The sequence below is a fragment of the Saccharothrix sp. ST-888 genome (assembly GCF_000955975.1).
GTDB lineage: Bacteria > Actinomycetota > Actinomycetes > Streptomycetales > Streptomycetaceae > Kitasatospora.
On record NZ_JYJF01000019.1, the window covers coordinates 60,343 to 75,572 of the forward strand.

Annotated in this window: 14 protein-coding genes and 1 pseudogene; 7 read left to right on the top strand and 8 right to left on the bottom strand. The window is 69.3% G+C overall.

Features of this window, described 5'->3' with window-relative positions:
* Positions 1-93: 93 nt before the first annotated feature.
* On the top strand, positions 94-1,323 hold the full coding sequence (locus UK12_RS36455; protein ID WP_052681771.1) for a LysR family transcriptional regulator: 1,230 nt from the start codon (positions 94-96) through the stop codon (positions 1,321-1,323).
* A gap of 33 nt (positions 1,324-1,356) precedes the next feature.
* On the opposite strand, the gene UK12_RS09875 is transcribed toward UK12_RS36455, so the two are convergent.
* From UK12_RS09875 to UK12_RS09905, 7 genes are all read right to left on the bottom strand, one after another.
* Positions 1,357-1,611 (bottom strand): helix-turn-helix domain-containing protein, encoded by a 255-nt coding sequence (locus UK12_RS09875; RefSeq protein WP_231591122.1) that lies wholly within the window; start codon positions 1,609-1,611, stop codon positions 1,357-1,359.
* A gap of 259 nt (positions 1,612-1,870) precedes the next feature.
* Positions 1,871-1,960, bottom strand: a complete 90-nt coding sequence (locus tag UK12_RS37720) for a hypothetical protein (protein ID WP_231591127.1) — start codon at positions 1,958-1,960, stop codon at positions 1,871-1,873.
* 28 nt (positions 1,961-1,988) lie between these two features.
* The gene (locus UK12_RS09880) at positions 1,989-2,936 is read right to left on the bottom strand and encodes an LLM class F420-dependent oxidoreductase (protein ID WP_045301858.1); all 948 of its coding nucleotides are present in this window, start codon (positions 2,934-2,936) and stop codon (positions 1,989-1,991) included.
* 51 nt (positions 2,937-2,987) lie between these two features.
* The gene (locus tag UK12_RS36460; protein WP_231591123.1) at positions 2,988-4,172 is read right to left on the bottom strand and encodes a M23 family metallopeptidase; all 1,185 of its coding nucleotides are present in this window, start codon (positions 4,170-4,172) and stop codon (positions 2,988-2,990) included.
* 139 nt (positions 4,173-4,311) lie between these two features.
* A protein-coding gene (locus UK12_RS09890; protein ID WP_156178635.1) for an IS3 family transposase occupies positions 4,312-5,522 on the bottom strand; the annotation gives its coding sequence in 2 pieces (ribosomal slippage) (positions 4,312-5,276 and positions 5,276-5,522; 1,212 coding nt in all).
* Between the two features lie 748 nt (positions 5,523-6,270).
* Positions 6,271-6,783, bottom strand: coding sequence for an NUDIX domain-containing protein (locus UK12_RS09900; protein ID WP_045301864.1), 513 nt, complete (start codon positions 6,781-6,783; stop codon positions 6,271-6,273).
* Positions 6,780-8,042, bottom strand: coding sequence for a helix-turn-helix transcriptional regulator (locus UK12_RS09905; RefSeq protein ID WP_197084712.1), 1,263 nt, complete (start codon positions 8,040-8,042; stop codon positions 6,780-6,782). The genes UK12_RS09900 and UK12_RS09905 overlap by 4 nt, the downstream gene beginning before the upstream one ends.
* A 295-nt stretch (positions 8,043-8,337) precedes the next feature.
* Here UK12_RS09905 and UK12_RS09910 point away from each other — a divergent pair, with 295 nt between their 5' ends.
* The 4 genes from UK12_RS09910 to UK12_RS09925 are packed head-to-tail and all read left to right on the top strand — an operon-like array spanning position 8,338 to position 11,371.
* Positions 8,338-8,739, top strand: a complete 402-nt coding sequence (locus UK12_RS09910) for an ATP-binding protein (RefSeq protein WP_045301866.1) — start codon at positions 8,338-8,340, stop codon at positions 8,737-8,739.
* 25 nt (positions 8,740-8,764) lie between these two features.
* Positions 8,765-9,760 (top strand): D-alanine--D-alanine ligase family protein, encoded by a 996-nt coding sequence (locus UK12_RS09915; protein ID WP_197084713.1) that lies wholly within the window; start codon positions 8,765-8,767, stop codon positions 9,758-9,760.
* Positions 9,757-10,755, top strand: coding sequence for a threonine ammonia-lyase (locus tag UK12_RS09920; RefSeq protein WP_045301870.1), 999 nt, complete (start codon positions 9,757-9,759; stop codon positions 10,753-10,755). The genes UK12_RS09915 and UK12_RS09920 overlap by 4 nt, the downstream gene beginning before the upstream one ends.
* Positions 10,748-11,371 (top strand): C39 family peptidase, encoded by a 624-nt coding sequence (locus UK12_RS09925; protein WP_045301873.1) that lies wholly within the window; start codon positions 10,748-10,750, stop codon positions 11,369-11,371. The genes UK12_RS09920 and UK12_RS09925 overlap by 8 nt, the downstream gene beginning before the upstream one ends.
* A gap of 188 nt (positions 11,372-11,559) precedes the next feature.
* Here UK12_RS09925 and UK12_RS36465 read toward each other — a convergent pair whose 3' ends face one another.
* Positions 11,560-13,683, bottom strand: coding sequence for an AAA family ATPase (locus UK12_RS36465; RefSeq protein ID WP_156178636.1), 2,124 nt, complete (start codon positions 13,681-13,683; stop codon positions 11,560-11,562).
* 391 nt (positions 13,684-14,074) lie between these two features.
* Between UK12_RS36465 and UK12_RS09945 the strand changes: the two genes are divergently transcribed.
* Entirely contained in the window at positions 14,075-14,797 is a 723-nt protein-coding gene (locus tag UK12_RS09945) for a helix-turn-helix transcriptional regulator (protein WP_156178637.1), read from the top strand.
* Positions 14,794-15,230, top strand: a pseudogene (locus tag UK12_RS09950) (tyrosine-type recombinase/integrase); the annotation flags it as partial. The gene UK12_RS09945 and the pseudogene UK12_RS09950, both read left to right, overlap by 4 nt.

Consider the following 15,230-nt stretch of genomic DNA (forward strand, 5'->3'; position numbering starts at 1 on the left):
GAGCAGGGGCGCCCGGTACGGAGACGAGCCGGGCGCCCCTGGCGTCTGTTTACGAGGGCCCCGCCACCAGCGTGGCGGCACGGGGGAGCAGCAGTGGATATCGACGTCAGAACCCTCCGCACCTTCTGCGAGGTCATCCGCACCGGGTCGTTCACCCGGGCCGCCCAGCGGCTCGGCTACTCCCAGTCGAGCGTGACCGCCCAGATGCGCGCACTGGAGCGCGAGGTCGGCGAACAGCTCTTCCAGCGGCTCCCCAGCGGCGTCCAGCTCACTCCCGCCGGGCTGACCCTGCGCAGCTACGCCGACCAGCTGCTCGCCCTGGTGGGCGAACTGGAGGAGGCGCTGCGCGGCCCGGCCACCACCGTGCCGCGGCTCACCGTCGGTGTCGTCCCGACCCTGGCGTACGGCGAACAGCTCGCCAGGATCGCCCACTTCGGGCGCCTCCAGCTGCCCGGTGCCCAGCTGGCCCTGCGGGTCCTGGGGACCACCGAGCTCCAGGCCGCCCTGCGGAACCGCGAGCTCGACTGTGCGGTCGTGCTCACCGGCCCCGCGGCCGGCAAGGAGCCGGCCAGGACCTCCGCCGCCGCCCTCGCTGCTACCGCGACCGCCCCGGCCAGACCGTTCGGCGGCCCGCTCGCCCAGGCCGCCGCCCATCCGTTGGCCGCCCCGGCTTCCGCCCAAGCTTCCGCGCCGACTTCCGCCCCGGCGGCCGACTCGGTCGCCGGTCCGGTTCCGCAGGCGGTCACCGGCCCGGTCGCCGCAAGAGGGCACGAGCCCCCGGCCGAGTCGAGACGGACCGATGCGGGCCACCGCACCGCCGTACTCGCCGAACGGGCGGCCCGGGTCGGCCACACCGACCGCCGTGCCGCCGAGGATCTGGTCGAAACCCCGCTCCGGGCGCTGGACTTCGCGCCCGTTGCCGGCCTGCCGGGACACCGCAGGCCCGCCGTCCGCCCCGGCTCCGCCGCCGTCCACCAGGTCCTGCTCACCGACCCCGACTGCCCCTCCCAGCGCTGGCTGCCGGAGTTCCTCCGGCTGCGCTCGGGCGAGTCCCCGGACAGTCTCGAACTCGGCTCGGTGGAAGGCGTGCTGGCCTCCGCGCAGTCCGGTCTCGGCTGCGCGATGCTCCCGTGCGGGCTGACCACCGCCCGCCACGGCCGCACTCTGCTCCCGCTCCCCGGTGTGCCGCGGATGCGCTGGCAGATATCCCTGCTCTCGGCCCGTACGCCCGGCCTGCCGGAGCCGCACCTCCAGGGCCTGGCCGAGACCGTCCGCCAGGCTCTGGACACCGAGGCGATCCGCCTGCCCGGCGGTCCCGCCTGACGCCCGACCGCCCGGCACCACCCGAATCCCCGGCTACACGCCGAGAGTGTCGTGGACCAATACCTGGCGGGTGAGCTGGACCCGGCTGGAGACATCCAACTTCGCGAATGCTTGCCGGAGATGGGCGTCCACGGTGTGGGGTGAGAGAAAGAGTTCCTCGGCCACCGCGCGGTTGGTCATGCCCAGGGCCACCAGGCGGGCAACGCGCAGTTCGGCCGGGGTGAGGGCGTGCCATCCGGCGCTGATCCGGCCGGGACGGGCCCGCCGTCCCATCTCGATCGTACGCACAGCACCCCGCCTTTCTGATCTGTCGTCACTTCGGCCCCGGGCCGGCGGATCCGTGCTCCGCTGGATTCGATGCTGCCGCAGCGCGGAAAGCACCGGCAAGGCGGCCGGGGCGACAGCGACGGGTGGCGGGCAGAACGTCGGTTGCGGGTGAAAACGTCAGGTCGTGTGTCAGGTCGGTGCAGCTGACCCGACCAGCCCGGAACGCACCGGGCGGAGCGACCGCGTGCTGCGGTCGCTCCGCCCTCCGGTACGGCGGGGGTCAGGCGGTGGCGCCGCCGTCGATGACGTGGTCGTGGCCGACGACGAACCTGGAGTCCTCCGAGGCCGGCCACAGGACGGCCGCGGCGATCTCCGTCGGCTGGGCGACCCGGCCCTGCTCAGCGGGCCTGCTCGCCCTGGTCTTCGCCGACCTGCGGGCGGACCTGAGCGGCGATCAGCTCCAGGTGGTCCAGGTCGTCGAGGTCGAGGATCTGGAAGTAGATCCGCTGGGTCCCGGCCTCCCGGTAGCGGCCGATCTTCTCCACCACCTCCGCCGGAGTACCGGCCAGGCCGTTGGCCTTCAGCTCGTCCACCTCGCGCCCGATCGCCGCCGCCCGGCTCGCCACCTCGGCGTCGTCCCGGCCCACGCAGGCCACCAGCGCGTTGGAGTACACCAGGTCGTCGGCCGGACGTCCGTGCTCCTCGGCCGCGGCCCGTACCAGGGCGAACTGCTCCGCGGTCCGCTGTACCGAGACGAACGGCAGGTTGAACTCGGTCGCGTAGCGGGCCGCCAGGGCGGGCGTCCGCTTGGCACCCAGACCGCCGATCAGCACCGGGATCCGGTCCTGCACGGGCTTGGGCAGCGCGGGGGAGTCCTTCAACTGGTAGTAGCTGCCGTCGAAGTCGAAGGTCTTGCCCGGCGCGGTGGACCACAGTCCGGTGACCACGGCCAGCTGCTCCTCCAGCCGGTCGAAGCGCCGACCCGGGAACGGGATCCCGTATGCGGTGTGCTCCTGCTCGAACCAGCCTGCGCCCAGGCCGAGTTCCACCCGGCCGCCACTCATCGCGTCCACCTGGGCGACCTGGATCGCCAGCACGCCGGGCAGCCTGAAGGTCGCGGCCGTCATCAGCGTGCCCAGCCGGATCCGCTCGGTCTCCCGCGCCAGGCCGGCCAGGGTGATCCAGGCGTCGGTCGGGCCCGGCAGGCCGTCGCCGTCGCCCATCCTCAGATAGTGGTCCGACCTGAAGAAGGCGTCGTAGCCGAGCTGTTCGGCCGTGCGGGCCACCCGCAGCAGGGTCTCGTACGAAGCACCCTGCTGCGGCTCGGTGAAGATACGAAAGTCCATGCGCCCCATCATGCCCCGGCCGGGGCGGAAACATCCGTGATCCGCGCCGGGTCACGCGCGGACCGTGCGGCCCCGGTGCAGGCTGCCGCCGACGTCCGCGAACACCAGGTCCAGGCCCTGGCCCTGACGCTCGGTGTGGAGGTGCAGATGGGGTTCGCTGCTGTTGCCCGAGTTCCCGACCTGGCCGAGCAGCTGCCCGGCGCCCACCTCCTGGCCGACCGTCACCGCCACGGTGCCCGGCCGCAGATGGGCGAGCATGACGAGCTCCGTGCCGGTGTCGATGACGACATGGTTGCCGTACAGCGGGCCGTACCGGATGACGCCGGGCACCTGGTCCGCCAGCCCGTCGACCGCCGCCACCACCCGCCCGTCGCAGGGCGCGAACACCTCGGCCCCGTACGCACGGTAGGAGGCGAGCGTCCGGGCATCGCCCCGGTACGAGCCGCTGCCGCCGACCTGGAGCAGGTCGACGGCTCCGCGCTGCTCGGGCACGTCGACATGGTGGTTCAGGTACCGGCCCCCGCCCTGGCCGACGTACCAGCCGCCACGCATCGGGAACCGGGCCAGCGGCACCGCAGGGCCGGTCCCCCAGCTGTGCCGGCGGGCCCGGATCAGCACTCCGGTACTCACACCTGCCAGCGCCGCCCCGACCACGAGTTGCATCCAGTCGTCGCCCAGCGGCAGCCGGGGAAGGCGCCAGGCCGAGCCGAGGGCCGCCAACGCCACTGCCTCGATCGGCCGGCGGCTCCACCAGGGCTCCATGCCCGCAGCGCCGTAGCCCTCGAACAGGACACACCCGAACGCGAGACCGAGCAGCGCGCCGGCCCACCCGGTGACGTCCGCCGAACTCCAGCAGCAGAAGGCCCAGTAGCCGATCAGCAGCCAGTAGAACGCCCTGACCAGGCGGCGCTGCACCGCCACCGGAAGCTCCGCACGGCCCTGCGGCACCGGGGAGATCAGCAGACCGGTGAGCAACCCGTCCCGGTCCACCCGCACCCAGGCGAGCACCCGGCCGCCCGGCCCGGCCACCACCAACCCGGCCCGGCTGTCGGACACCTCCCGGAACCCGCCCACCCGCTCCCGGGTGGCAGCCACGATCCGCCGCAACCGATCGGCCCCCACCCCCTCCACCACCCGCGGCGCCAACTCCGGCCACCGCCCCGGATCCGCCCACAGAAACCCGCGCAGCGCCTCAACCTCGGCGCGGCGATCACTCCCGTACCCAACCGACGACATCAGGGCAACCTACAAGACCCACCGGCACCCCCACGAGAGGACGCCCGGCGGCCCCAGTACACACGAGCGCCCCGGCCGGGGTGCTGCGTTGGGGGTCAAAGGCGGTGTGGGGTGACCCCCGGAATGTGGACACAGGGGTTTACGCCGCGAGTGAGAGTTTAGCCGTTGTGCGTTGCCGTTGTTCGAACTCCATCGGGGATAGGTAAGCCAGCGCGCTGTGGCGTCGCCGTGCGTTGTAGTACGTGAGCCACTGCAGGATCGCTATTCGGGCCTGCTCCATCGTGGAGAACAGCGTCCTGTACAGGGCTTCTCGTTTGAGGCTCTGCCACAGGCTCTCGGCCAGGGCGTTGTCGTAGCTGGAGCCGACTCGACCCATGCTGCGACGGATCCCGTACCGGTCGCAGACGTCCGCGAACGCCCCTGAGGTGTATTGCGACCCGCGATCGGAGTGGAACACCACCCCGGCTACCTCTCCGCCACGGGCCGCCACTGCCATCTCAAGGGCGTTGACGACCAGTTCGGCCCGCATGTGCGGGGCCATCGACCAGCCGAGGACCCGGCGTGAGCAGATGTCGATCACGCAGGCCAGGAACAGCCACCGGCCACCGACCTGGACGTAGGTGATGTCGCCGCACCAGCGCTGGTCGAGCCGGGAAGCGGTGAAGTCCCGCTGCACCAGGTCCGGCACCGGCGGCGCCACCGCCTCGGGGACGGTGGTCCGCTTCCGACGGCGAAGGTGGCGGCCGATGATGCCGTGCTCGCGCATCAACCGCGCCACCCGCTTACGGTTCACATGGTGTCCGGATCCCTGCAGGTCGGCATGCACACGCAGGACCCCGTAGGTCTCGCCGGAGTCGGAGTGGATCCTGCGGATCTCCGCCACCAGGGCCTGGTCCGCTGCCCGCCGCCCGAAACGGGCCTGTGCACCGGCCAGCCACCGGTAACAGCCCGAGCGGGAAACCTGCAGCACCCGGCACAGCCGCTGGACGCCGAACTCGCCGGCGTATTCGGAGATGAAGTCCCAGCGGCGGGACGTCACTTCATCTCCTTGGCAAAATACTGGGCCGCCCGGCGGAGGATCTCCCGCTCCAGCTGCCACTCCTTCTCCGCCTTCAGCAGCCGGGCGTTCTCCGCCCGCAACCGGGCCAGCTCCTCCTGGTGCTCCTCCGCCCCGGACCCACCGGCCGGAGCCTGCCCGCCGCCGTCAGCCGCACGAACCCACAACCGCAGCGTCTCCCGAGTGATCCCCAGGTCAACAGCGACGTCCTTCATCGTCCGCCGCCCCACCGAGGCCCTCCACAACGCCACCGCGTCCGCCCGAAACTCCGAGGTGTACTTCCGCCCTGCCATATGAACCGTCTTCCCGGACCATCAAGATCCGCCATCAGAGTGTCCACACCACAGGGGTCACCTCATCTACGCCAGCGTCCTGCCCGAGCTGGCCTTCGCCCAGGCCGAGGCTGCCGCCGCGCTGGTGCCTCGGGCACGGCGTGAGGGTGCCCCGTCCGCCACCGCGATCGGCGCTGATGTGCAGTCCGCTCACGCATCGCTCACGCAGACGGCCTGAGAACGCAGCAGCACCCCGACTAATCGAAGTAGTCGGGGTGCTGCGCTGCAGGTCAGAGGGAGGTTTCCCCACCCCGTTCCACGTGGGCCGCCAGGGGCTCGAACCCTGAACCTACGGATTAAAAGTCGCAAGGAGATCACGCCGGACGATCCCGAGTGATCCGCTCAGTACTCATCGCTCCAGGTCGGAAGCCTTGGCGACATGATCGGTGCTGATTGATCACACGTCGTCCAAAGGCGTCCGGGCTCACTCCGGGCTCACCTTGGACTCACCTTCTGCACCTCGAATCAGGGGCCGTTGGTCGGGGCGAAGCTGCACCACCAAGGGGCGCTGGTCTCGCTGGCCAGCGCCCCTCCGATCTTCTGCAAGCCCGTGCGCCGGGGTCATCGCCCATAGGTCATGACAGTGACTCGCTCAGACCGAGGTCATGACGGTTCCCCATCCACCACCTCACAGCAAGGCCGGCCCTCTCCCACGCAACGGCCCGATGTCCAATGCGCCACGCAGAGCCGCACAGTCACGGCCCAGTGCTCACCAAGCGGACTGCCCGTCGTGGAGATAGCGAGTGTGGCCGTCCGTGAGGGCTCGTACGGCGGCGTCGAGCCGACGTTGCAGGCGGCCTCGCAAGAGGCTTCGCACCTCTGGGACGGGCAGGAACGCAGCCTCGGACAGTTCGCCGTCCTGCGGCTGCAAGGCCGCCGATTCCTCGAGGTCGATCGTGCCGGCGTCGAAGATGAAGGCGATCTGGTCATCCCACGGGCCGTGTGGGGCAACCCAGTCCACGACCAGCAGGCCCCGGAGGCGGACGGTGAGGCCGAGTTCCTCGCGCAGCTCGCGCACAGCCGCCTCGTGGGGCGGCTCGTTCCCCTCGGCCATGCCGCCGGGAAGGTCCCAGCCCTCTTTGTAGGTCGGGTTCACGGTCAGGATGCGGCCGGCGTGGTCCCGCAGGATCACGTCGGCTGCCACGCGCTTGCGCGCCTGGCGGGCGTTGCCCTCGGCCAGGTAGGCGTTCCAAGCAACGGGATCAGCGGGCGATGGCCTCACGATGTTCCTCCCCGAGGCGACGGGATGATGTCGGCGAGCAGCACCATTCGCGCTCTGCGCGCCTCGTCGAATCGTGCCAGGTACTCACGTACAGGCTGGTAGTCGCGGTGCCGCCCCAGGAGTCTTCGCAGGTCGTCGAGTTGGTGAACCACGCGTACGGAACCGAGGGCTGGGCTGGTCGCCAGCAACTCGTGACCGACTTGGACAGCGGCGTCCAAGTCGCCACGGTGGACATGGATTCCGGCGAGGGTGATCCGGCTGAAGGCGAGTGACCGCGTTCGACTCTCCTCGCGCAGCGAGACCGCCCGCTCAGCGTGACCAAGGGCGTCCTCGAACCGGCCGAGATCGGCGAAGGCAAGAGCTGATTCGCTGGCGAGGGTGGCGTGATCAAAAGGGCTCAGCCAGGGATGAGCGTCGCCGGCCCCTGCGATCAGCGCTGTCTGCGCCCGCTCGAGAGCGCGTTCAGCCGACGTACGTTGCCCAGCAGCAGCCAGCGCGCGGCCCTGCATGGTGTGGAGCCTGGCCATCAGGCTTGGCACGTGCGGGCCGCTACGGGCGAGGTTGACCCCGATACCTGACCAGTGTGCCGCCTGTGTCGGGTCGCCGGTCTGCAACGCCAGATGGCTGCTGCTGGCAGCGATGTTCGCAGCAAGCGGCAGATCACCAGAGGTCCGGGCGAGGGCCAAGGCCCGCGAGAAGTGCCGTTCAGCCCGGTCGTCCATGGCGGAGTCGTGGGCCATCCAGCCGGCCATCTCCGTCAACGCGGCGGCGACTGCGAACACTTGAGATCCGCTGGCGATGTCCACCAGGCGCGGTGCGATCTGGTCCGAGAGATGCCGGACGACAGCGCCGTACAGGCGGCTGCCGCCGGTCTGCCGGTCCGCATGACGGAACGCACCCACCGCCGCGAGGTCGTCGCCGTCTGCGGATGTCGCGGCTGGCGCGCACGGCTGCGGCTCCGTTGTCGTCGCCGGTTCCCATGGTCGCCGAGCGAGTCCGAGTAAATGCCCGGGGATGTGGAAGGCATCGGCGATCTGCTCGAACACGGACAACTTCTCGACCCGTGTCCGGCCGTTCATGTAGTCGTACAGCCGCCCTTGGGTGATCTCCGCCGCCGCCGCGATCCGTCGTGTGCTCACTCCCCGCGCGTTGAGCAGACGGAACAGCGCGCCCATGTCCCGTTCCCTGCACGCGGACAACAGGCGCTCGTCCTCGAGCAGGCCGGCGACGACGTCTCGCGGATCGGGTTGACGGTCCACTGGTTCGCTCCCCTGAAGGCGTGCACCGATCGTAGGCCCACCGACCCTTCCCTGACTCCAACTTGGGGTCACCTCACGGAGTCTCCTAAGCGGTGTCAGCTCTTCTTCAATGAGCATCAGCCACCCTGGCCGGTGAAGCACGGGGAAGAGAGCCAGGTGCGGCACGCCAGGCGGCCCCTGTCCTGCGGGATCGCCATAACCACCCAAGAGAGTGACGTTCGATGCCTCCTGCCCCTGCGCAGCCGACCACGCCGGTTCTCACCGCCGTTGTGGGCGCCGAGTCCGAAGTACCGCGATGACCACTGCACTCGAGGCGGGACCGGCTGCCCGCTCCCGCTGCGTCCGGCACATGCCGTGCGCTCCCGAGTCGGCGCGGGTCGCCCGCCAACTGGTAGCCGAGAAGTTCACCGAGTGGGGCCGCGAGGACCTGATCGACAACGCGCAGTTGGTCATCTCGGAACTTGTCGGCAACGCCGCCCGGCATACCGGGTGCACCCGCTTGTGTGTGCTGCTGCGCCTCGATGGAACAGCTGCTCGCATCGCGGTCCGCGACTCGTCCGGCGCGATGCCCGTCGTTCTTGGCGCAGGGGAGCGCGATGAGAGCGGTCGCGGCATGGGGCTGGTGGCCCTGCTCAGCAAGCAGTGGGGCGTCGAAGAAGCGCCGTTCGGCAAGTGGGTCTGGTCGCTGTTGGCCTGACCCACGGGTTCCGGCGGCCGGACCGGTGTCGCGCCACCGCGCGCCGGCGCAGCATCTGGAATCCCTACTCACAGCAAAGGACGTGATCATGTCTTCCATCCCACGTATCGCCGTCGTGACCGGCGGCCGGTCGGGCGAGCGAGATCGCTCGCTGCTCTCCGGCGAGGCCGTCCACGAGTCGCTGACTCGTCTCGGACTCGCGCACGTGATGCTCGACCCTGCCGAACCCGAGTTCGCCGACCGGGTCCTCGCCGTAGACGTGGCGTTCCTCGCAATCGCTGGCCAGTGGGCCGAGGACGGCAAACTTCAGGGTCTCTTGGAAAGCCTCGGCGTGCCGTACACGGGTTCCGGGGTGATGGCTTCAGCGCTCGGGATGTACAAGCCGACCGCGAAGAGCGTCGTTCAGGCGGCAGGGGTGAACGTGCTCCCGCACCTGGTGGTCCGGGCTGGTGACGATCCGGAGCTGTCGGCGAAGAACGCCGCTGCGACCCTCGGCCTTCCCGTGATCATCAAGCCGTGCTCCGAGGGTGGGTCCATCGGTATGCGCGTCTGCCGCGACGCGGCGCAGCTCCCCGCTGTACTGGCCGGCGGCGAGTGGCTGATCGAGCCGTTCGCCGATGGCACCGCCGTAACCTGCGGCGTCATCACCGTCGATGGCGATCTGATGGCGCTACCGCCGCTGGAGACACTGCCGACCACGGCCGAGTTCTACGACTACGCGGCCAAGCGCGACCCGAACGGCCACCGGTACCGCTGCCCGGCCGAGCTGCCCGAGCCGGTCATCGCCGCTGTGAAGCGCGCCGCCGTCGAAGCGCACCGAGCACTCGGCTGCCACAGCCACTCGCGGTCTGACTTCATGGTCGCCCCGGACGGTGAGGTGTTCTGGCTCGAGGTGAACACCCTGCCCGGTCTGTCCCCTCACGGGAACCTCGCCACCATGGCGAACGCGGCCGGAATCGGCTACGACCAGCTGATCACCGCCATCCTGGCCGCTGCTCACCACCAGGGGTACCGGCCGTGAGCGGCCCGAGCCTCCCGCTGGTCGCGGCCGACGTGTACGACGCTCAACGCCGCCTCCGCAATGTCGCCGCCTTCACCCCGGTCCTGTCGCACCCGGAACTCGACCAGGCAGCGGGCCGGGCGGTCGTGGTGAAGGCGGAGGCACTGCAACGAAGCGGGTCGTTCAAGTTCCGGGGCGCGTACAACGCCCTCGCCGGGCTCGCCCCGGACGCCCGGCAGCGCGGCGTGATCGGCGCATCCTCGGGCAACCATGCGCAGGCGCTGGCACTCGCCGGACGGTTGCTCGATGTCCCGGTGACCGTCGTCGTCCCTCACGACGCCCCACGCGCCAAGGTCGACGGCGCGCGATCCCTCGGCGCGCAGGTCGTCACGTACCACCGGCAGCGGGACGACCGCGACCAGATCACGGCCGCCCTCGCCACGGACCACGGCTACACGGTGGTGCCCTCAGCAAACTCCCCGCACGTGATGGCCGGTGCCGGCACGGTCGCGCTTGAACTCGTGCGGCAGGCACCAGCGCTGGCCGCGATCCTGGTCCCGGTCGGCGGTGGCGGCCTCGCGGCTGGTACCGCCGTCGCTGCCAAGCACGTCAATCCTCGGATCAAGGTCATCGGCGTCGAGCCGGAGACCGGAGCGGATACCACTGCCTCCCTGCGGACCGGCACGCTCACCGAGCTGCCGAACGTGCCGGACACGATCGCCGACGGCCTGCGGCACATCAGCCCTGCCCCGCTGCCGTGGGAGATCAATCGGGTGATGCTCGATGACATCGCGACTGTGACGGATGCTCAGATCGTGCGTGCCATGGCGGCCTCATTCCAGCACCTGAAGGTGGTGGTTGAGCCGTCCGGAGCCGTCGCGCTCGCCGCCCTGGAGCTAATCGACCTCGACCCCGGCCCGGTTGGTGTGGTCCTCTCCGGCGGCTCGGTCTCCATAAGCTCATTCCATCGCTTCATGACGGACCCGCCGCACTGGAGAGAACTCACCCATGCCTGACCAGCCGCCGTCGCGCCATCCGATCCCCGTCATCACGCAGTACGCCAGTCCCGACCTGATCGCGGCGATCGCCTACAGCGGCCGCCCGGCAGGCGAGGACCCGAACTGGCCCAACTCTGGAGCACCGGACCAGGAGACGTACGGATACTGGTGCCGACGATGGTGCGGCATGACGTGCCTCCGGATGGCGCTGTTCGCCCGCGACGGCAACGCCCCGACCCTGTACGAGCTGCTGCAAGGGGCACTCAAGTACGACGCCTACCGCCAGGAGCCGGACGGTAGCGTGAGCGGACTGTTCTACCGGCAGTTCACCGAATACGCCGCCAACGCCTTCCACCTCCGGGCCGAGGTCATTACCGGCCTCACCCCGGACCGGCTCACAGCCGAGGTCGACAAGGGGCGCCTGGTGATCGCCTCGGTGCACAAGGAGATCCGGCGCCCCGACCGGCCCGCGACCGGCCGAGGCGGGCACCTCGTACTGGTCACCGGCCACCACAACGGGACGGTGTCGTTCCACAATCCGTCTGGCCACACCCCGGACGCGGTCAGCGCCACGTTGCCTGCTGCGACCTTTGACCGGTTCGCCGCCCATCGCGGCATCACTCTGCACATCTGAACCGCGCACCGCCTGGTCGCGGTACTTGGTCGGCTGCCCCCTCACACGCGCAGCGGGCACAGCAACCGGTTGCGGCGCTCGTACAGATCTCCCAGACCCGTACATTTGGCGAGCTCCCTCCCCGGCGGTCCCGAACGTGTTCCCACGGGGGCTATATCCCCCTGGGGGCACGCACCTTCTGCGAACGGTTAGGCCGCCGCCCCACAGCAAGGGTGGGTACGCTCTCCGGCCTTGGCATGGGTGAGGTCGAGCGGTTCGCCGCAGACCTCACACAAGGGCTTTCGCCATCCGACAGCTGATTCGTTCACGAGGCGCAGTGACGGATCATCGGTCCCAGAAGGCGAAGGGCGCGAATCATCCTGCAAGGGAGCGAAGGGAGCAGGCTCACGGGTGTGTGCTCCCTTCGCTCCCTTCGCTCGGTTGCCCCCGGCCCTGTAGCTCTCCGCGTCCTGTCCGATGAACCGCCAGACCCACCCCGCGCCCGCCCCACCAGTCTTGCTGGACTCGACACGTGCCCGCTTCTTCGCGCGCTTGAGTGCATCCTTCGACAGGCCATCCCGTTCCCCTGCCTTGATCAGCTCGTTGGCAGGCGCCTCACCACCGCGTGAGGGATCGGAGAGGTAGTGCGTCAGCCACTCAACCGCCTCATCGCGGTCGGCCGCGTCGACCCCTCCGGCCGAGGACAGTGTGTCCTCAACACTGCGTTCGCTCGGCCCGGTGAAGACCAGGCGACCGACGTTGGCCGTTCCCTTCAACGTCTCCACGTCGGCACCCTCGATCCGGTATCCGAGGGAGGCCAGGTCGAGCCGGCCGAGGCTGTTCTTCGTCTGCGTCATCACCTGCTCTTCGCTCTCCGGGTCGCGGGCGAAGGCGATGATGGCGCGCGCCAGGTCCTTGAACGCGCCCGAGCCGGAGATGAGCTGCGACGCATCCGTACCACTGGCCTTATTGAAATGAGCGATGCCGAGAGTGAGCGCCGTGGTCCTCTCGGCCATGCGCACCAGCGGTTCGAGTGCTTGGCGGACATCCTGCGTTCGGTGGGCGTCCGTGCCACTGCCGAGCGTCGACATGAGCGGGTCGACGATCAGGGCGGCGACGTCGTGTTCGGCGATAGCCTCCTCGATCAGCCGGACATCGTGCGGCAAGGAGATCATCGTCTCGCCGTGCATGATGTCCTCGGCGTCGACACGGAAGACCCGTTGCAGGTCGGCACCGGCTGCGATGAGGCGGGGAACGAGGGTTCGTGACCAGGAGTCCTCAACCGCTGCGTAGAGCACGTTCCTTGGGCGGCCGAAGAACGTGCCGGGCAGCGTGCCACGCGAAAGCTGTGCGGCGAGCCAGATACCGAACGACGACTTCCCAGTGCCCTCGCGACCGGCTGCCAGCGTGAGCGCGCCGGCAGGGATGCGGCCCTCGCCCGTGTCGGGTTCCCACGCCCATATGACGGGCTCAGGTGCGATGCTCGAGGCAGGGGTGAGCCTGAGTCGTCGGGTGGGCTCGCCCGGCGCTGCGTCCGCCGAAGTGCGCTCTGCCGGAGACTCCGTCGACGGCCGCATCGGCTCCTGGACCGGCAGCAGATCGGCGAAGCCAAGGCCTGCGGCAAGGTGATCACTGACGTCCTTGCCTACGGCAGGCTCGACGACCCGGACCGGTATCCCGGACCGGGTCAGCGACCGCGCAACCTGAGCAGCATGGTTGCGACCGGGCTTGTCCCGGTCAGCGACCACAACGACGTTGGAAGCGCCAAGGAGATATGCGCTGTACTCGTCCCGCCACTTTCCGGCGCCGCCGATGTTGCAGGTGGCCAGAGCGCCAGCCTTGAAGAGGTTGTCAACGTCCTTCTCGCCCTCGACGACGAGGATCGTGCCACCAGCCTTGGCTTCCGCAAGCACCTCGGGGAGTCGATAGAGGACGCGGCGGACACCGGCGACTCCGGCCGCTCCGTCGGGGCGGCACTGCCGAAACGTCTTCTTCTCGCCCCTGAAGCCTGGTTCGAAGCGGCGTACGAGGCACAGGACTTCACCCTGTTCATCGGTGTACCGATACTCGGCGACCTGCATGGGCCGTTCCTGCCTGACGGCCCTGGGGGCGTCGTACAGATCAGCAAGGGTGAGTCCGAGCGCCTTCACGACATCCTCTGTGGCGCACCCGGCATGGCAGTGCAGGACGGCGTCGGCGCCCTTGTCGCCCTGACCGACCGAGAGCGACGGAGCGGTGTCATCGTGAGCTGGGCACTGCCAGGAGCGCCCGGTGTGATCGCTGCGCGAGCCATGATCTCGAAGCGCGTTCCGGACGCGCTCAAGGGCACTCACCAGACGGTCACCTCATCCTGATGATCGACGGTCTGGGTCACTGCGCCTCCACTCCGAGGACACGCAACAGATCAGCGGTGACGACGCGGTAGGCGTTGCCCAGACGGAGCACCTTGCAGGGGTACTCATTGCGGCGGGCGAGCTCGTACCCATGGGAGCGCCCTATCCCGAGAGCCCGATTTCCGAGGTCGAGCGGGATGGCCACTGGCAGTTGAAGCAGCTCCTCACGAGTCAGTCCAGCAGCCGTTTTATCCGTGTATGCAGGCATAGTTCCCCTCAGATCTTGTCGATCTGCACTCCAGATGTGCAGATCTACCGGACAGCAAAGGAATCTACGCGCCTACTTGGCACAGTGCAATACGCAATGTAGCTTGTCGATATGCACTCCACATTGAGCGACGTAGTCGCCTCCGAAGTCCGAAAGCATCGGGAGAGACTCGGCCTGACGCGTGAGCAGCTCGCCGAGCGATGCGCCTCGCTCGGCTACCCCGACCTCTCGTACGCCGCGATCACCAACATCGAGACCGGTAGGAAGCACAAGGACACCGGCAAGCGCCGCCGTGACGTCACGGTCGACGAGCTGATGATCCTGGGCTATGCCCTGGCCGTCCCGCCCCTCCTGCTCGCCCTGCCCGTCGGCTCTGCGGACGAGGTTCCGATCCCGCCCCACGAAAACCTCATCAACACGCATCTCGCCTGGAAGTGGGCCGCTGGGCACGAGGGGCCAGTCGTTCGCTTCGGCGACGGACTCGCGGCCGCCGCCGGCGGTCCGGTGAGCAGCAAGTACGAGGACATCCAAACCGCTTGGCTCGAGGCATCGCACCCGATCGCGCTGTACACCGAACTCCAGCTCGCGAGCGACCGGCTCAATGACGCAGAAGCCACTGTGCGGCTCGTGGGCGACAACGAGGAGCGTCGGCAGGGCATTGCAGTACGCCTCGTCGACCTAGCCCAAGTGATCAACAAGATGATGCGCTCGGGCGTCCGGCCGCCGGCCTTCAACCAGCCCCTCATCGAACGGCTCAAGGACACGGGTGCGTTGGAGCGACCAGACAGCGTGCCGGTCCTGCCCGCAGCCGCTACCGAGCCCAACGAGGAGCAGCCGCCACGATGAAGGGCTCTACCTACCGACGGTGTGCCTGCCGCAACCCGGAGACCGGCAAGCAGTGGGGCCAGGCATGCCCGAAGTTCTCCCAGAAGCGCCACGGGTTGTGGGGCCTACGGCAGGAACTCCCGTCCCGGCCGGACGGGAAGCGCCGGATCTTCCGGCGGGGAGGCTACGCCAGCGCCGGCGCCGCTCAGACCGATCTCGACCATGTGCGCAGCCTGCTCGCTCTGCCCGACGCCGATGACGACGAAGGGCACAGCCGCATAGCCGACTTACTCGAGCTGGTCGCCAAGGAGCGCAGCCCACTCCCGGACATCGAGGAGACCCGCCGCTTGCTGCGCCGTGGGCAGTCGCTCACGTCCCGGCTGACCGTCGGCGAGTGGCTCGACATGTGGCTTGCGTCGAAGAAGACCCGCAAGACCACGACCAACGGCTACGA